The 16,993-nt window shown below is 69.0% G+C and carries 18 protein-coding genes; 6 read left to right on the top strand and 12 right to left on the bottom strand.

Annotated features, from left to right (window positions below; genetic code table 11):
* Window positions 1-14: 14 nt before the first annotated feature.
* From Y958_RS12480 to Y958_RS12490, 3 genes are all read right to left on the bottom strand, one after another.
* On the bottom strand, window positions 15-593 hold the full coding sequence (locus Y958_RS12480; RefSeq protein ID WP_088872638.1) for a Smr/MutS family protein: 579 nt from the start codon (window positions 591-593) through the stop codon (window positions 15-17).
* Complete coding sequence (gene mltA / locus Y958_RS12485; RefSeq protein WP_244909291.1) at window positions 590-1,810, bottom strand: murein transglycosylase A; 1,221 nt, start codon at window positions 1,808-1,810, stop codon at window positions 590-592. The genes Y958_RS12480 and mltA overlap by 4 nt, the downstream gene beginning before the upstream one ends.
* Window positions 1,811-2,048: 238 nt before the next feature.
* Complete coding sequence (locus Y958_RS12490) at window positions 2,049-2,780, bottom strand: Tim44/TimA family putative adaptor protein (RefSeq protein ID WP_088872230.1); 732 nt, start codon at window positions 2,778-2,780, stop codon at window positions 2,049-2,051.
* Window positions 2,781-2,944: 164 nt separating this feature from the next.
* Between Y958_RS12490 and Y958_RS12495 the strand changes: the two genes are divergently transcribed.
* On the top strand, window positions 2,945-3,427 hold the full coding sequence (locus tag Y958_RS12495; protein WP_088872231.1) for an FxsA family protein: 483 nt from the start codon (window positions 2,945-2,947) through the stop codon (window positions 3,425-3,427).
* Between the two features lie 15 nt (window positions 3,428-3,442).
* On the opposite strand, the gene mutS is transcribed toward Y958_RS12495, so the two are convergent.
* Window positions 3,443-6,097 carry a DNA mismatch repair protein MutS gene (gene mutS / locus Y958_RS12500; RefSeq protein WP_088872232.1) on the bottom strand — a complete coding sequence of 885 codons (2,655 nt, stop codon included), beginning with the start codon at window positions 6,095-6,097 and terminating at the stop codon, window positions 3,443-3,445.
* Between the two features lie 135 nt (window positions 6,098-6,232).
* On the bottom strand, window positions 6,233-6,655 hold the full coding sequence (locus tag Y958_RS12505; RefSeq protein WP_244909292.1) for a low molecular weight protein-tyrosine-phosphatase: 423 nt from the start codon (window positions 6,653-6,655) through the stop codon (window positions 6,233-6,235).
* A gap of 299 nt (window positions 6,656-6,954) precedes the next feature.
* On the opposite strand from Y958_RS12505, the gene Y958_RS12510 reads away from it, so the two are divergent.
* The 3 genes from Y958_RS12510 (at window position 6,955) to Y958_RS12520 (ending at window position 9,494) form a co-directional block, all read left to right on the top strand.
* Complete coding sequence (locus Y958_RS12510; protein ID WP_088872234.1) at window positions 6,955-7,623, top strand: ABC transporter ATP-binding protein; 669 nt, start codon at window positions 6,955-6,957, stop codon at window positions 7,621-7,623.
* Window positions 7,620-8,870, top strand: a complete 1,251-nt coding sequence (locus Y958_RS12515; protein ID WP_088872235.1) for an ABC transporter permease — start codon at window positions 7,620-7,622, stop codon at window positions 8,868-8,870. Before Y958_RS12510 ends, Y958_RS12515 begins: the two co-directional genes overlap by 4 nt.
* 81 nt (window positions 8,871-8,951) lie before the next feature.
* Entirely contained in the window at window positions 8,952-9,494 is a 543-nt protein-coding gene (locus Y958_RS12520; protein ID WP_088872236.1) for a DUF3299 domain-containing protein, read from the top strand.
* On the opposite strand, the gene Y958_RS12525 is transcribed toward Y958_RS12520, so the two are convergent.
* Window positions 9,491-9,889, bottom strand: coding sequence for an MAPEG family protein (locus tag Y958_RS12525; protein ID WP_088872237.1), 399 nt, complete (start codon window positions 9,887-9,889; stop codon window positions 9,491-9,493). The genes Y958_RS12520 and Y958_RS12525 overlap by 4 nt on opposite strands.
* A 94-nt stretch (window positions 9,890-9,983) precedes the next feature.
* Complete coding sequence (locus Y958_RS12530; RefSeq protein WP_088872238.1) at window positions 9,984-10,403, bottom strand: metallopeptidase family protein; 420 nt, start codon at window positions 10,401-10,403, stop codon at window positions 9,984-9,986.
* A 243-nt stretch (window positions 10,404-10,646) separates the two neighbouring features.
* On the opposite strand from Y958_RS12530, the gene Y958_RS12535 reads away from it, so the two are divergent.
* Both Y958_RS12535 and bla read left to right on the top strand, forming a co-directional pair.
* A complete protein-coding gene (locus Y958_RS12535; RefSeq protein WP_088872239.1) occupies window positions 10,647-11,429 on the top strand; it encodes a tRNA-uridine aminocarboxypropyltransferase in 783 nt (260 codons plus the stop codon).
* Between the two features lie 114 nt (window positions 11,430-11,543).
* Complete coding sequence (bla, locus tag Y958_RS12540; RefSeq protein ID WP_088872240.1) at window positions 11,544-12,485, top strand: subclass B3 metallo-beta-lactamase; 942 nt, start codon at window positions 11,544-11,546, stop codon at window positions 12,483-12,485.
* Between the two features lie 144 nt (window positions 12,486-12,629).
* On the opposite strand, the gene Y958_RS12545 is transcribed toward bla, so the two are convergent.
* The 5 genes from Y958_RS12545 to cmk all read right to left on the bottom strand — a co-directional run bounded on the left by Y958_RS12545 (window position 12,630) and on the right by cmk (window position 16,956).
* Window positions 12,630-13,004 (bottom strand): lipopolysaccharide assembly protein LapA domain-containing protein, encoded by a 375-nt coding sequence (locus Y958_RS12545; RefSeq protein WP_186291181.1) that lies wholly within the window; start codon window positions 13,002-13,004, stop codon window positions 12,630-12,632.
* Window positions 13,005-13,120: 116 nt separating this feature from the next.
* Window positions 13,121-13,402 (bottom strand): integration host factor subunit beta, encoded by a 282-nt coding sequence (gene ihfB / locus Y958_RS12550; protein ID WP_040845205.1) that lies wholly within the window; start codon window positions 13,400-13,402, stop codon window positions 13,121-13,123.
* A 288-nt stretch (window positions 13,403-13,690) separates the two neighbouring features.
* Window positions 13,691-14,215, bottom strand: coding sequence for a DUF6886 family protein (locus Y958_RS12555; protein ID WP_088872242.1), 525 nt, complete (start codon window positions 14,213-14,215; stop codon window positions 13,691-13,693).
* A gap of 194 nt (window positions 14,216-14,409) precedes the next feature.
* Window positions 14,410-16,134 carry a 30S ribosomal protein S1 gene (rpsA, locus tag Y958_RS12560; protein ID WP_088872243.1) on the bottom strand — a complete coding sequence of 575 codons (1,725 nt, stop codon included), beginning with the start codon at window positions 16,132-16,134 and terminating at the stop codon, window positions 14,410-14,412.
* Window positions 16,135-16,281: 147 nt separating this feature from the next.
* Entirely contained in the window at window positions 16,282-16,956 is a 675-nt protein-coding gene (cmk, locus tag Y958_RS12565) for a (d)CMP kinase (protein WP_088872244.1), read from the bottom strand.
* Window positions 16,957-16,993 lie beyond the last annotated feature (37 nt).

Below are 16,993 nucleotides of genomic sequence, written 5' to 3' on the forward strand. Positions count from 1 at the left end.
CCGCTTGAGCAGTTTCATGGACGCTGCCGCTTCAGGAGCACGTAGAGCGCGCCGCCGCCGCCATGCTGCGGCTGGGCCTGGCGGATGGCCAGCACCAGGGGGCGCAAGGGCGCCTCCCCCAGCCAGCGGGGCACCGCCACGCGCAGGATGCCCTTCTCCCGGTCGGTACCCATGTGGACGCCGCCGCCGGAGCCCTTGCCGGTGATGATCAGCAGGGTGCGCCGGCCCTCGCGGTGGGCGCGGGCGACGAAGGCGTTCAGGGCGCCGTGCGCCTCGGCCTGGGTCATGCCGTGCAGATCCAGCCGGCCGTCGATGACCAGCTGGCCCCGGCGCAAGCGGTCGTCGGTGCGGCGGTCCAGGCCGGCGCGGGCGCCGAAGACCAGCGGGGGATGGACCAGGGGGGCGGCGGGAACCGGCCTGGCCGCCGGCGCCGGCACCAGCGGCGGGGCGGCGGGCACGGCGGGGGCGGCCTCCACCGCCGCGGGGGGCGGGGGCGGCAGGGGGGCGCCCCGGCGCAGCGGGGCGGCGTCGCGCATGACCTCGCGCCACAGGCGGATTTCCTCCGACGTCGGACTGCGGCGCTGGCGGTTCATGAAGACGGTCCGGGCCCGGCGCCGATATTGGCCGGCGTCACCGTGCGTGGCAGCAGCAGCCAATAGCCGCCCCGGCTTTTCATCAGGCCCGCCCGGTGTTCCGCCTGGGCGCCATGGCCCCAGAACACGTCACCGCGCACCGGCCCCTGGATGGCGCCGCCGGTGTCCTGCACCACCATCAGGCGGGACAGGCGCTTGTCCCCGTCCTCCGGATCGGTGACGTCCAGCCAGACGGGCAGGCCGTAGGGAACATAGGTGTGATCCACCGCCAGCGAGCGGCCGGGGATCAGCGCCACGCCTTGGGCCCCCAGGGGGCCGTCACCCTCCAGCGGCTTGAAGAAGACGTAGGATGGATTGCCTTCCATGGTGGCCTGGGCCTGCGCGGGGTTGGCGGCCAGCCAGGCGCGGATGGACTGCATGGTGACGGCGTCGCGGTCCAGCTTGCCGTCCGCGGCCATCTGGCGGCCGATGGCGACATAGGGCCAGCCGTTCTGCCCGTCATAGGCCACGCGCATCTCGCCCCCCTCCTCCAGCACCACCCGGCCGGAGCCTTGGATGTGCAGGAAGAAGGCGTCGACCGCGTCGTCCAGCCACACCAGCTCCAAACCCTTGCCGGTCAGGGCGCCGGCATCGATGCGGCGGCGATCCTCATAGGGCTTCAGCTTGCCGTCCGTCACGCGGCCAGCGATGCGCTGGCCTTTCAGGCTGTCGCGGAACTCGCCCAAATCGACCATCACCAGGTCGGGCGGACGGCGATAGAGCGGCACCGTGTAGCGGCCGTGGCGCGTGCGGCTGCCGCGCAGATCCGCCTCATAGTATCCGGTGAACAAACCCTCGGGATTGCCGTTGTCGGTGGCGCGCCAGGGCTGGAACCAGCGTTCCAGCGCGGCGCGGGCCATGGCCTCGTTCCCCGGCGGCAGGTTCTTCAGGGCCGAGCAAGGGGCGTTCCAGTCCTGGGGCTTGCCCGCGACGCCCGAGGTCTGGCGCAACATCTTGTCGCAAGAGCGCAGGATGGCGGGCACGGCCTCCACCACCCTGTCAGCCTGCCACCCGGGCAGGTCGGCATAAGCGGCCGGCTGCAGCACCAGCTTGGCCCCTGGCGCCGGGGCCGGGGGCGGCGGCTCTTCAGAGGTGAACAGGGAACAGGCGGCGGTCAGCAGCAGCAGGGCGCCCGCCACGCCGCGCGCCGCGCGGGCGAAAATGGGCCGGCACGGCATGGGCAATGGTTCCTCGCGGGGCGGCTGGATCGTCAGGTCGAGCCGGACCTTAAAACGGATCACCGCCGGAAGGAAACACCGGATGCGGGGCGCATCGCGATTTGCGCCGCCATTCGCCCGCCTAAGCAGATTTGCCGAACTCCGCCCACGCATGAGCGGGCTCGGAAAATCTGCAAAACCATAGAAGTCCGCAGGTTCTTCCAGGCCGGGCCTTGTGGCCCGATCTGGAAGAACCCGCTTAATGCGGGACGCGGGTTTCGACCAGGCGCCAGTTGGGGTCGGACGACTTGGTGTCGCGGGCGAAGGTCCAGATGTCCACCACCTCGGCCGGATGCTCGGCGTCGCCGTCCACCACCCGCCCCTGGGCATCGCGCGTGACGTTGGTCTGGTGGGTGATGAACTTCACCGTGCACAGGGCCTGGCCTTCCAGCAGGCGGGCCTGCACCAGATCCACGGTGTCGAAGGCCTGGATGTGCGCCTCCAGCGTCTCGCCAGCCTGGGCGCGCGCCTCGATGGCCTTGGCGAAGTCGGTGTAGACGGCGTCGGCCAGCAGCGGGCGCAGGGCGCCGGTATCGCCCCGGGCGAAGGCGTCGACGATGATGCCGAAGGCGCTTTCCGCGCCCTTCAGGAAACGCCGCTCGTCAAAGCTGGGATCAGCCTGGTGGATGCGGGCGAGGCCGGCTTCCAGCGACAGCGGGCCGTCATAGTCGGGCGGGGTGACATCGCGCGCGGTGCCCTCGATCACCTTGGGCTGCACCCCCTGGAAGGCCGGCGGGCGCACGCCCTGCTGCCCCTGGCCCTGCTGCCCCTGGGTGGTCGGCCCTTGCGCTGGCGGAACGGCGGTGAAGGGGTTGGGGCGCTCACGCTCCTCCCCCGTCTTGCGGCCCAGCGCCTTGTGCAGCTGATAGGCCAGGAACACGGCGATCATCGCGAAGATGATGATTTCGAAGAAGTAGGAGTTGTCACCCATTGCAGACTTCGAACCTCCGGCGCTTGAAATAAGCCCGCGCTCCAGGCCCAATCGGCACCTGGATACGGGGCCCTCGCCCCACCATGTTAAGACCGAACACCCGGTTGTCATTACGGGCGGCCCTCTCGCTGTAGATAGGCGGCGCCCGAAGAAAGAGCAAGCTTATGCGCCTTCCCCTTTTCCTCATCGCGTATCTTCTGGCGGAAATCGCCGCCTTCGCCTGGGTGGGGGAGAAGGTGGGCGTGCTGGGCACCGTGGCCCTGGTGGTGCTATCCACCATCGTCGGCCTGTGGCTGGTGCAGCGCCAGGGGCTGGACGCCCTGCGCAAGGTGGCGAGGGCGACCCCAGGCGAGGCACCGGTGGTGGCATGGGACGGCCTGTGCCTGGCCACGGCCGGCGTGCTGTTCGCCGTACCCGGCTTCATCAGCGATTTGGCCGGCATCGCCCTGCTGGTCCCGCCGGTACGCCGCGCCCTGCTGGGCCAGGCCCAGCGGCTGTCGGGCACCCGCTTTACCGTGCGGACGGCTGGCGGCGGGATGAATGGGGGCGGCACCTATGGCAGCCCGGCCCGCCCCACCACCGTCATCGACGGCGACTTCGTGGATGTCACCAAGCCGGACCAGGGCCCCACGCTACCCAAGGAATGAGGCGCCCGCCCGGCCTCAGTGGGCGCCCTGCAACAGCCCCTTCAGCCTGTACAGCTCTTCCAGCGCCTGGCGCGGCGTCAGTTCATCCGGGCTGACGGACTTCAGCGCGGCCAGCGCCGGCGATTCCGGCGCGGGTGCGGCGGTGGGTTCCGGCGCGCGGCGCACGGGGGCGCTGAACAGGGGCAGGTCGTCGGCCAGACGCGTCACGGCGCTGCCCTGGTCGCCCGCTTCCAGAATGGCCAGCACCTCCTCCGCCCGGCTGATGACCGTGGCCGGCAGCCCGGCCAGGCGGGCCACATGGATGCCATAGCTGCGGTCGGCGGCGCCGGCGGCGACCTCATGCAGGAACACCACGTCGCCCTGCCACTCCTTGATGCGCATGGTGTGGCAGGCCAGGGACGGCAGCTTGGACGACAGGGTCGTCAGCTCATGGTAGTGGGTGGCGAACAAGGCACGGCAGCGCGTGACCTCGTGCAGATGCTCCACCGCCGCCCAGGCGATGGACAGGCCGTCGAAGGTGGCGGTACCGCGCCCGATCTCATCCAGGATGACCAGGCTGCGGCCCGTGGCCTGGTTCAGGATGGCCGCCGTCTCCACCATCTCCACCATGAAGGTGGAGCGGCCGCGCGCCAGGTCGTCGGCGGCACCCACGCGGCTGAACAGCCGGTCGACGGCACCGATGTGGGCGGCGTCGGCGGGCACGAAGCTGCCCATCTGCGCCAGCACGGCCACCAGGGCGTTCTGACGCAGGAAAGTCGACTTACCGGCCATGTTGGGGCCGGTCAGCAGCCACAGGCGGTTGGCATCCGACAGGTCGCAGTCATTGGCGACGAAGGGGCCGCTGGCGGCGGCCACCAGCGCCGCCTCCACCACCGGGTGCCGGCCGCGCACGATGCGGAATTCGCGGCTGTCGTCCACCACCGGGCGGCACCAGCGGCATTCCACCGCGATGTCGGCCAGCGAGGTCGCCACATCCAGCGACGCCAGCGCCTGGGCGGTCGAGGCGATGTCGTCGGCCCTGGCCAGGACCGCCTGGGTCAGCTCCTCGAACAGGGCCAGTTCCAGGGCCAGCGCCTTGTCGCCCGCCTCCGCCACGCGGCGTTCCAGGTCCGACAGCTCCACCGTGGTGAAGCGCATGGCGTTGGCCAGGGTCTGGCGATGGATGTAGGTGCCGCGCTGTTCCGCCGCCATCAGCTTGTCGCCGTGCTGGGCGGTGACCTCGATGTAATAGCCCAGCACGTTGTTGTGCCGGATCTTCAGGGTGTTGATGCCCGTGTCCCCGGCGTAGCGGGCCTGGAGGTTGGCGATCAGGCGGCGCGAGTCGTCGCGCAACTCCTTCAGTTCGTCCAGGGGGGCCGAATAGCCCTGGGCGATGAAGCCACCGTCGCGGGCGTTCAGCGGCAGGTCCGGGCCCAGGGCCGCCGCCAGCATGGACACCAGGTCGGCCGGCACCTTCACGCCGTGCAGGGCATCGAGAAGCCCCGGGGGCAGCGGCGGCTCCAGGGCGCCGCGCAGCGCCTCGGCCGGGAAGGTGTCGCAGATGTCACGGGCGCGGCCCAGGCCGTCGCGCACCCCCGCCAGGTCGCGCGGGCTGCCCCGGCCCAGGCTGAGGCGGGACAGCGCGCGCTCGATATCCGGCGCCCGGCCCAGGTGCGCGCGGATGTCGGCCCGCAAACCGCCCTGCTCCACGAAATAGGCCACCGTGTCCAGGCGCCGGCCGATGGCGATGGGATCGGTGAGGGGGGAGGCCAAGTGGGCCGCCAGCAGGCGGGCGCCGGCGCCGGTGACCGTGCGGTCGATAGCGCCCAGGAGGCTGCCGCGCTTTTCCCCCGTCAGCGTGCGGCTGAGTTCCAGGTTGCGGCGGGAAGCCGGGTCGATCTCCATGACCGCGCCCAGCGCCAGGCGGCGCGGCCGGTCCAGGCGGGGCACCCGGCCCTTTTGCGTCAGTTCCACATAATCGACCAGGGAGCCGGCGGCCGCCACCTCCGCCCGGCTGAAGCTGCCGAAGGCGTCCAGTGTGCCCACGCCATACAGGTCCAGCAGGCGCTGGCGGCCGTTCTCGCTGTCGAATCGGGCGTTGGGCTGCACCGTCAGCTGGTCGCGCCACTCGGCCCACAGCTCGAACAGTTCCGGCTGCTGCGTCAGGCGTTCGGACACCAGCAGCTCACCCGGCGCCAGGCGGGCCAGGGCGGCCGGCAGGGCCGCGCGTTCCACCGGCTGCAGGGTCAGCTCCCCGGTCGACAGGTCCAGCCAGGCCAGGCCCAGGGCGCCGCCCACCTCGGCCAATGCCGCCAGGTAGTTGTTGGACCGGGCGTCCAGCAGGCCGTCCTCGGTGATGGTGCCGGGGGTGACGACGCGCACCACCTCGCGCCGCACCACCGCCTTGCCACCGCGCTTGCGCGCCTCCGCCGGTTCCTCGGTCTGCTCGCAGATGGCGACGCGGAAGCCCAGGCGGATGAGGCGTGACAGATAGTTCTCGTGCGAATGCACCGGCACGCCGCACATGGGGATCTCTTCCCCCAGATGCAGGCCGCGCTTGGTCAGCGTGATGTCCAGCGCGCGAGCGGCGGCCACCGCGTCGTCGAAGAACATCTCGTAAAAATCACCCATGCGGTAGAACAGCAGGGCGCCCGGGTGCTGGGCCTTGATCTCCAGGTACTGCGCCATCATGGGCGTTACGCCCTGGGCGGAGGACGCCGAGGATGCGGTATCGGTGGTATCGGGCACGGCACTAAATCCGGTAGGACGGGAACGATGGGGCCCTTAGGTATAGCGCCCCCGGCCCGCCAAGCCGAGTCCGTTTCCCTAGCCCGCCTTGCGCCCCAGCCGGCGGTGGACCTCGTCCAGCAGGCCGTCGGCCGCGGCCTCGATCATGTCCAGCACGGTGTCGAACTGGTCCTCCGACCCATAATAGGGATCGGGCACGTCATGACCCTTATGGTCGGGGGCGTAGTCCAGGAACAGCTGCACCCGGTCGCGGTGCTTGGGTGGCGCCAGGCGGCGCAGGAAATCCAGATGATCACGGTCCATGGCCAGAACCATGTCGTACCGCTCGAAATCATCCGCGTCCACGCGGCGGGCCCGCAGCGCCGACAGGTCGACGCCGCGATGGCGCGCCGCCTCGACCGCCCGGATGTCCGGCGCCTCCCCCACGTGATAGCCGTGGGTGCCGGCGCTGGCCACCGTCACATCGTCGGCCAGGCCATCCATGGCCAGGCGGCGGCGCATCACGCCCTCCGCCGTGGGGGAACGGCAGATGTTGCCCGTGCAAACGAACAGGATTGAAATTTTCCGATTATTTTCCAATGCCTTACCCTTATTCCGGGAGTGCCAAGACATCTGCGGCGACTGTAGCAACCTCGGACACGGGAATCAAATGCTCACCCGGTCCCCCTCTCCAAGAAGGTAGGGCCGCGACATCCGGCCCACCCCTTCCCGCTTGCCGGACGTCGCGGCGCCGCCCAAGATGCGCCCGTCCCGCCGGTGGCAGCCGCCGGGGTTCGGCAACGCGGCAGGATACAGGTCCCATGCCCCTTATCGACGTCACCGGTCTGCGCCACGCCATCGCGGGCCGGCCGGTGCTGGATATTCCCCAGTGGTCGGTGGAGACGGGCCGGCATTGCCTGCTGCTGGGCCCCAGCGGCAGCGGCAAGACCACCCTGATCCATGCCCTGGCCGGCCTGAAGCGGCCGGACGGGGGCCGCATCCTTCTGGACGGCCAGGCGGTGTGGGACCTGGACGCCGCCGCCCGCGACCATCTGCGGGGGCGCCTGATCGGCATCGTCTTCCAGACCCTGCACCTGGTCGCGGCGCTGGACGTGGGCCAGAATCTGCATCTGGCGCGCTGGCTGGCCGGCCTGCCGCGCGACGCGGGGGCCGTGGCCCGGGCGCTGGACCGCGTGGGCCTGGGCAACCGCCTGGCCGCCAAGCCAGAGCATCTGAGCCAGGGGGAGAAGCAGCGCGTGGCCATCGCCCGCGCCGTGGTCACCCAGCCTAAGCTGATCCTGGCGGATGAGCCGACGTCGGCCCTGGATGACGAGAACTGCGCCCTGGTGATGGACCTTTTGCTGGAACAGGCGGATGTGTGCAGTGCCACCCTGCTGGTCGCCACCCATGACGAGCGCACCCGCGCCCGGATATCCGACCGGCTGGATCTGCCCAAGCTTAGCGCCCAAACGGAAGGTCGCGCCGCATGACCATCCTCGGCTTGGCCTGGGCCTACCTGAAACGCGCGGCCCTCACCACCACGCTCAACGTGGCGCTGCTGGCGCTGGGCACCGGCACCATCGTCGTGCTGATCCTGGCGGGCACGCAGGTGCAGGACCGCCTGGCCAGGGACGCCGCCGGGGTCGACCTGGTGGTGGGCGCCAAGGGCAGCCCGCTGCAGCTGATCCTGTCCGCGCTGTATCAGATCGACATTCCCACGGGGAACATCCCGCTGTCCCAGGCGCAGGCCCTGGCGTCCGACCCGTTGGTGGCCCAGGCCGTCCCCCTGGCCCTGGGCGACAGCTTCCGGGGATACCGCATCGTCGGCACCGACCCGGCCTTCGTCGCCCTGCGCCATGCCCAGGTGGCGACGGGCCGGCTATGGCAGGCGCCCATGGAGGCGACGGTGGGTGCCCAGGTGGCGCAGGCCGCCGGCCTGAAGGTGGGCGACCAGTTCAACAGCAACCATGGCCTGTCGGCCGGCGGGGCAGTGCATGAGGGCATGCCCTATACCGTGGTGGGGATCCTGGCCCCCACCGGCGGCGTGGTGGATCGCCTGGTGCTGACCCCCATCGACAGCGTGTGGGCGGTGCACGACGCCCACCACCATCACCACGACGGCGATGCCGACGAGCACGAGCATGGGGCGGGGGGCGCACAAGGAGGCGCCCAGCCCGCCCAGCAGCCACCCGAACGCGAGGTGACCTCCGTCCTGCTGCGCTACCGCTCCCCCATCGCGGCCGCGCTGCTGCCCCGGCGGATCAACACCGGCAGCGTCCTGCAGGCAGCCTCACCAGCGGCGGAGATGACGCGGCTGCTGTCCCTGGTGGGCATCGGCACGGACACGGTGCGTGGCTTCGGCCTGCTGCTGGTCGCGTCCTCCGCGCTCAGCATCTTTGTCGCGCTCTACAACGCCACCCAGGCGCGGCGCTATGACCTGGCGGTCATGCGCGCCCTGGGCGCCACGCGCATGCGCATCTCCTGCCTGCTGCTGACCGAGGCGCTGGCCATGGGGGCGGCCGGCACCGCCCTGGGCCTGGCGCTGGGCCATGGCGCGGTGGAACTGGCGGGCCGCCTGGTGCCCCAGGCCCGCGACATGGGCATCACGGGACTCCAGTTTCCGGCTACGGAACCCTATCTTCTTGTCCTGGCGGCCGGCCTGTCGGTGCTGGCCGCCCTGGTCCCGGCGGTCCAGGCCTATCGCACGGACGTGTCGGCGGTGCTGTCGCGGGGGTGACCCCCGCTCCACACCCAGCCCTCAATCGGCCACGATTGGGGGCCAACAAAGCATTTGGCAGTTGAGAGAAAGGATTTCGCCATGACGGTTCAGGCCAAGCGCACATTCGCCGCCGCCCTGATGATGGCGGTCATTGTCACCGGGGCCGTCGCCGGGGCGCCCGCCCTGGCGGCCGACAAGAAGGTGGCGTCGGCCACGCCCGCGGCACCGGCGCCGGGCACGGCGGCATCCGTGCAGGCCAACATCCCCAAGGCCACTCTGGGCTGGGACAAGCTGGCCGACGTCAAGGAAGTGCACAGCATGGACAACGGCCTGCTGCGCGTGCGCGCCGCCTTCGGGCCGGCGGTGCAAGCGCTGGAGGGCAAGCCCCTGACCATCGCCGGCTTCATCATCCCACTGGAGCAGAAGGAGAAGTCCGGCCATTTCCTGCTGAGCGCCATGGCGCCCAGCTGCCCCTTCTGCCCGCCGCCCGGCCCCGCCGACCTGATGGAGGTGAAGACCAGCGCCCCCATCGCCATGACCAACGAGCCCATCACCCTGACAGGCACGTTGCACATGGTGGGCGATGACGACAACGGCCTGTACTACCGCCTGGCGGACGCCACGCTGCAGGCAGGAAGTTAAATCCCCAGCAGGTAGCGCACCAGGCCGATGAGACTGCCAACCAGCAGCACCGAGGTTCCGAACAGCGCCAGGCCGAAGCCGGCGGCGCGCTTCTTGGCATCGGCGTAGTAGGTCACGGCGTACAGCACGCGGCCGATGGGCCAAGCGAGCCCGATCAGCGCCGCCTGGTGGTCACCCCAAATGTTGGCGAACAGCCACAGGCCGGGAAGGAACAGCACGATCTGTTCCAGGGTATTCACCTGAACGCGCAGCACCCGCTGGAATGCCGGCGGGCCGTCAGTCGACGGCGCCTCCACCCCATGCCGGGTACGCGCCCGGCTGACCTGTCCGATGGTCCAGAAATAGACGAACAACGCCAGAAGCGTGACCAGACCGGTCCACACGAAGGCCGCCATAACCCCATCCCCTTCTTTCGGCCGGCGGCGCCAAGGCCGCCCGCCCCTCGTTTCTTATACCGGTGCCCGCCCCCCATACCGGTACCCCCTGAATTCAGGGGTCGTTGGCCTCGATGCCGTACATGTCGTCATCCGTGAAGCCGAAATGGTGGCCGATCTCGTGGATCATGACGTTCAGCACCAGATCGCCCAGATCCTCCCCTGTTTCGCACCAATAGTCCAGCAGCGGCCGGCGGTAGAGGAAGATCATGTCCGGCCCGTGGCTGGCGTCGTTGGCGCCGCGCTGGGGCAGGGAGACGCCACGGTAGAGGCCCAGGATGTCGAACGGGGTTTCCAGCCCCATCTCCCGCTCCGTCTCCTCATCCGGGAATTCGGCGACATGGACCACCAGGTTGCCCATGTGCACCCGCAGCTCGGGCGGGATGGACGCGATGGCGTCGATGGCCAGGCGTTCAATCTCTTCCAGCGTGGGCGGGGAGGTGAAGCGGCGGGGCAGGACGGTGACGGTGGCCATGGCTCTATACCGGGGTAGGCTGTGCTAGAATCTTGACGGGAAGGCCCCGTCGGGTCCACGTCAACGCTTGTCGGCCCCCGCCGTCAAGCCCCAGCGCTCAGGCGTCATCGTCGCAGGCGACTTAACCCCATTATCGCCCCGATAGACCCTGGGCCGGAAGGCGGCTGCGGAAGGAAGACACCATGGCGCGGAACCCGACGCCCATGCGCATGGCCCGTTTCATGGAAGAGAGCGCTGGTTGAGATGACTGACGACACCGTACCGCCGGCGGAAGACGCCACCCCCCAGCCCTCCGCCGCCGCCCTGGCCGCCTGTCCCCGCTGCGCCAAGCCCCTGGACCTCTGCGTTTGCGAAGGCATCATGCCCATCGAGACCCGGCTGGAGGTGCTGGTGCTGCAGCATCCCCAGGAACAGGACGTGGAGCTGGGCAGCGCCCGGCTGCTGACCCTGGGCCTGGCGCGCGGCCGGCTGAAGGTGGGCCTGTCCTGGCCCAACCTGGCCAAGGCACTGGGCACGGAAAAGGGTGGCCGTGAACCCGACCCGCGCCGCTGGGCCGTGCTGTACATGGGCTCGGGCGACGACGCCGTCGCCACCCAGCCCGGTACCCTGCGCCTGGTGGACAAGAAGGGGCAGACGGTGGAGGACCCCACCGTGCTGGCCGACTTGGAGGGCATCATCCTGCTGGACGGGTCGTGGTCGCAGGCCAAGGCCCTGTGGTGGCGCAACGCCTGGCTGTTGAAGCTGCGCCGCCTGATCGTCCATCCCGATTTCGTCTCCGCCTATGGCAACCTGCGCCGCGAGCCCCGGCGCGAAAGCGTGTCGACGCTGGAGGCCGGCGCCTTCGCCCTGGCCAAGCTGGAGGGGGACGACACGCTGGTGGAGCGGTTGCGCGCGCCCTTCGTCGCCCTGGTGGCCCGCTACCGCGCCGTGCGCGGCAACCGCCCGCCCAAGGCCGCCGCCAACCGGCCATCCGGCGAGGGCACCCGCAAGCCCGACTGGCGCGGCCGCAAGCGTCGGCCCCGGTAGCGGCAAGCGCTACCATCTGGTGCGGGGCCGGCGGCCCCCTGGCCCTCTTTTAGCCAGAATTGGCGCTCACACACGCGGAAGTTTCCCTTCCCCCAGGACCTCGGACCGCCTCCCATGACCCTGCGCCTCGCCCTCGCCGCCCTTCTGTTGTGCGGCGTCACCGCCCCCATCATGGCTACCGAGGTCAGGGCTGCCGAGCCGACGCCGCGGACGACGACGCAGCCGGCAGCCACCTGTCCGGAGGGGGCGGACTGGAACATGCCGGCGGCGCCGCTGCACATCTATGCCGACACCTGGTACGTCGGCACCTGCGGCCTGTCCTCCATCCTCATCACCTCGCCGCAAGGCCATGTGCTGATCGACGGCGCCACAGAGAAGGCGGCGCCGCTGATCGAGGCCAATATCCGCGCCCTGGGTTTCAAGGTGGAGGATTTGCGCATCATCCTGAACAGCCATGAGCACCTGGACCATGCCGGCGGCATCGCCCAGTTGCAGCGGGACTCGGGCGCCACGGTCATGGCCCTGTCGGCCGCGGCCGGCGCGCTGGAGCACGGCAAGGGCGATCGGGGCGACCCGCAATACCTGAGCATCGAGGCTTTCCCCGCCATCCCGCATGTGAAGCGCCTGAAGGATGGGGAAGAGGTGACCCTGGGGCCCATCCGCCTGACGGCCCACGCCACGCCGGGCCACACGCCGGGCGCCACCACCTGGACCTGGGACAGCTGCCAGGATGGGCGCTGCCACCACATCGTCTATGCCGACAGCCTCAGCGCCTACACCGACGACGTCTACCGCTATTCGGACGAGGCGGCACACCCCGGCGTGCTGGCCAGCTTCCGCCAAGCCATCGCCACCATGGCCGCCCTGCCCTGCGACATCCTGCTGACGCCCCACCCCGACGCCTCGCAGATGTGGAAGCGCCTGGGCCCCAACGCCACCCAGCCCCTGGTGGACGAGACCGCCTGCCATCGATACGGCGAGGCGGTGACCGCCCGTCTGGACAAGCGCCTGGCGGACGAGGCGGCCAAGACGGAAAAGGAAAAGGCGGCCCGCTGAGGACCGCCATGCCTGGAACTGGCGGCATGACATGCCGCCGTAGGATGCGACCGCATCCGCCGGAGATTTCTGGGGAGCCGAAGGCGGACTGGAAATCGAGGAAGCCAAGGCCAGGGATGTGGCCGCGCGGCATTTGAGGGCAAACTAACGCAGCGACATCACCCGCACATCGGCCGGCGGGGCCGCCGCCGCACCCGCGGCCCGGTCGGCGGCCGCGATGCGCTTTTCCAGGTCGGCGGCGTGCAGCCGGGCGGCGTCCAGGTCGCGCTGCAGCTGGTCACCCCGCGCCCGCTCCTTGCGCAGGGCCCGGCGGTGCTTGCCGGCCGACAGCCAGGAAATCAGGCCGCCGGCGAGGAAGCCCACCAGCAGGGACACGAACACCACCGCGAAGGAAGGCGCCACCACCGCGCCGTCCAGCGGCCACAGCGTCAGGCGCACCAACTCCTCATTCACGATGGCGAAGTCGATGGCGACGAGGGCCAGCGGTATGGACACGATCCAGGAAAGGTAACGCAGCACTGGCCGCTCCACTGGCAACGGCCGCCCCGGACCACCCCGGATGGGGCGGCCCCTGGGGGCGGCGCTGAGGAGGTCCCGACGGAACCGCCGGGACCGGGTCCCACAGATGGGGGCTATCAGTCGGTGTTCAACTGCTCACGCAGCTGCTTGCCCGTCTTGAAGAAGGGAATGAACTTCTCATCCACGTCCACCGCCTGGCCCGTGCGGGGGTTGCGGCCGGTGCGGGCGTCGCGCCGTTTCACGGAGAAGGCGCCGAAGCCGCGCAACTCCACCCGGTCACCCCGGGCCAGGGCCTCGGTGATCTCGTCGAAGATGGTGGTGACGATCTTTTCCACATCGCGCTGGTAGAGGTGCGGATTGAGTTCCGCCAGCCGCATGATGAGTTCCGACTTGGTCATCGGCAATTCCCCCTTGGGCAATCGGTCCCGGTCTCGCGGGACCGCTATCTTTATCGTGTCGTTGGTGCCTCCCGGCAGGACGACGGCCCGGGTGTACATCCACCCTGGCCTGGCGGTCACGGTTTTCGATCACCGCCCATCCTACCTCAACTGTGCCGGAGCGGACGGGTCCTGGCAAGGGTAAGGTCTTCATACTCTTGCATTATCGTAGAATTAACCCCTATGGCCCGCTCCCCCGCCACCCGCCCCTTCCCACCAGGAAGCGATGGGCTGGTGTTGGGATGGCATCTACCAAGCCTGGGCATTGCGCAGCCTAATCCCGCTGGCATGCAGGGTGGTTCCCCACAGGGATTTCAAGGGAAGCAGGCTGTCGACCACACGCAGATCCACGCCGCGCGGGGCAAAGGCCGACGGCACGTCGCACAGGGTGTCGCGGCCCAGCGGTATCACCGTCGACCGGCTGACCCACATCCCCGCGTCCAGCAAAGGCTCAAAGCTGTCGGTGGGCAGATCATAGCGGTGGAGCGTGGCATCGGCGACTTCCGGATACCATTCTCGCTCGATGTAGGCAGCCGCCCGATGGCCGCCCAGCCATCTTAGCCTTTCAGCGTCGTGCGTCTGATTAGTCGCCCATATCAGGATGCGCGGGCAATCCCGGGGAAATAAGTACATGAAATCAAGCGGCTCCTCGATGGCCCAAACCAGAGGGCCATTGAGCCATTCCATCCCTGGAGCGCGTTGCGACGGCACAAGGACCGATCGCGGCGTGAAGGTGGTGATGGTCGAATCGTCGCTAAAATGAAATAGACGCATGCGGGACCTCCCCATCGTCGCAAAGCGCCGAAGCTTGCGCGGCAACGCCTTTCCACGCCGGTTCCGGTGCGCCGGCCCAGCGGTGTTAAGCTGGCACGCCTAAGAAAAAAAGCCGCCCCCGGGTTGCCCGGGGACGGCCTTTTCCTACTCAAGACCCGGACGGGTCCTGAAACTCAGTCCTGACGGACCGAATCTCAGACCTCGTCCTTGTCCTTCTGGGCGCGCTTCAGCGCGGCGCCCAGGATGTCGCCCAGCGAGGCGCCCGAGTCGGACGAACCGAACTCGGCCATCGCCTGCTTCTCTTCCTCGACTTCCTTCGCCTTGATCGACAGGCCGATCTTGCGGCTGGCGCGATCGATCTGCGTGACCTTGGCGTCGACCTTCTCGCCGACGGCGAAACGGTCCGGGCGCTGCTCGGAACGCTCACGCGACAGGTCGGACTTGCGGATGAAGCCGGTGAAGCCGTCGACGACCGACACCTCGATGCCACCCTCGGTGATGGCGGTGACGGTGCAGGTGACGACGTCGTTCTTCTTGACGCCGGCGACGGTGGCTTCGAACGGATCGCTGGCCAGCTGCTTGATGCCCAGGCTGATGCGTTCCTTTTCCACGTCGACGTCCAGGACCTTCACGCGGACGTGATCGCCCTTCTTGTAGTCCTGGATGGCCTCTTCACCCGACTTGTTCCAGTCGAGGTCGGACATGTGGACCATGCCGTCGATGTCGCCCGGCAGACCAACGAACAGACCGAACTCGGTGATGTTCTTGACCTCGCCTTCCAGCTCGGTGCCGGCCGGGAACTTGTCGACGAACGTCTCCCACGGGTTGTCCAGGCACTGCTTGAGGCCCAGGGAGATGCGGCGCTTCTGCGGATCCACGTCCAGCACCATGACCTCGACCTCCTGGGAGGTGGAGACGATCTTGCCGGGGTGGACGTTCTTCTTGGTCCAGGACATCTCGGAGACGTGCACCAGACCCTCGATGCCGGGCTCCAGCTCCACGAAGGCGCCGTAGTCGGTGATGTTGGTGACGCGGCCCTTGAACTTGGCGCCGACCGGGTACTTGGCTTCCACGCCTTCCCACGGATCAGCCTCAAGCTGCTTCATGCCCAGGCTGATGCGCTGGGTTTCGGAGTTGAAGCGGACGACCTGGACCGTGACGGTCTGGCCGATCTGCAGGGCTTCCGACGGGTGGTTGATGCGGCGCCAGGCGATGTCGGTGACGTGCAGCAGGCCGTCGACGCCACCCAGATCCACGAACGCGCCGTAGTCGGTGATGTTCTTGACCACGCCCTGCAGAACCTGGCCTTCCTTGAGGTTGGCCACCAGCTCCGAACGGGCCTCGGCGCGGCTCTCTTCCAGAACGGCGCGACGCGACACGACGATGTTGCCGCGCGAGCGGTCCATCTTCAGGATCTGGAAGGGCTGCGGGGTGCCCATCAGCGGGGAGATGTCGCGCACCGGGCGGATGTCCACCTGGCTGCCCGGCAGGAAGGCCACGGCGCCCGACAGGTCGACCGTGAAGCCGCCCTTGACGCGGCCGAAGATGATGCCGGTGACGCGCTGCTGTTCGGTGAACGCGCGCTCCAGCTGGGTCCAGGCCTCTTCGCGCTTGGCCTTCTCGCGCGACAGCATGGCTTCGCCGTGCTTGTCTTCCATGCGCTCGAGGTAGACCTCGACCGTGTCGCCGATCTTCAGCTCAACCGGCTGACCGGGGACGGCGAATTCCTTCAGCGCAACCCGGCCTTCGGACTTCAGACCAACGTCGATGAGCACCATGTCGTTCTCGATGTTGAGAACGGTGCCCTTGACCACCGTGCCTTCGAGGCTCTCGCTCGTGCCGAGCGACTCTTCCAGAAGGGCGGCGAAACTTTCCTTCATCCCACGGTCTTGGGACTTGGCGGCGGAAACCTGGGCCATTTAAACTCCTTGAGTGGATCCAGCATAGGCCCGTTCCAACCCCCCGGCAGACGCCCGGCCGACAGGAGGTTAACTTGGCCCATGGCGTCGGACACCATGCCCGGCGACTTGGGTTGAGTTGGGGGCCGCGCGGCCTAACCGTCCGTTTTAAAGGAAGCCGGGAAACGCGGGTCTGGAGCGGATGAAGTCCGTGGCGGCGACGAACGCCTGTTCGGCATCCATCATGGACGTATCAAGCAAAAACGCGTCGACAGCGGGCTTCAGCGGTGCCACCGCCCGTTGACTGTCACGCGCATCACGAACTTTCATGTCCTCCAGGACGGCCTCGTATATAGCCTCAGCGCCAGTATTCCGCAACTCCGACAAACGGCGCCGGGCGCGAACCTCAACATCGGCGGTCACGTAGAGCTTGGCGGGCGCGTCGGGGCAGACCACGGTGCCGACATCACGCCCGTCCAGCACCGCGCCCTTCGCCCCGCCGGGCGGGTGGTTGGCGAAATTCCGCTGGAAATCCAACAGGGCGGCCCGCACCTCGGGCACCACCGACACCTTGGAGGCGGCGACCGCCACCGCGTCCTGGCGCAGCGCCGGGTCGTTCATCAGGGGCAGCACGGTGGCTGCGTCCAGGCCCTGGGCGGCCGCGGTGGCAGCGACGGCGTCATCCGGCGCATGGCCGGTCCGCAACAGCGTCAACCCCACCGCGCGGTACAGCGCGCCCGTGTCCAGATGGGCGAAGCCCAGGGTGGCGGCCAGGCGGCGGGCCAGCGTGCCCTTGCCGCTGGCGGCCGGGCCGTCAATGGCGACGATGAAGGAAGAGGTCATGGGATCGGGCGCCTTCGCCAAGCAAGGGGGGACCGGA

Source organism: Nitrospirillum viridazoti CBAmc, assembly GCF_000730165.1.
GTDB lineage: Bacteria > Pseudomonadota > Alphaproteobacteria > Azospirillales > Azospirillaceae > Nitrospirillum > Nitrospirillum viridazoti.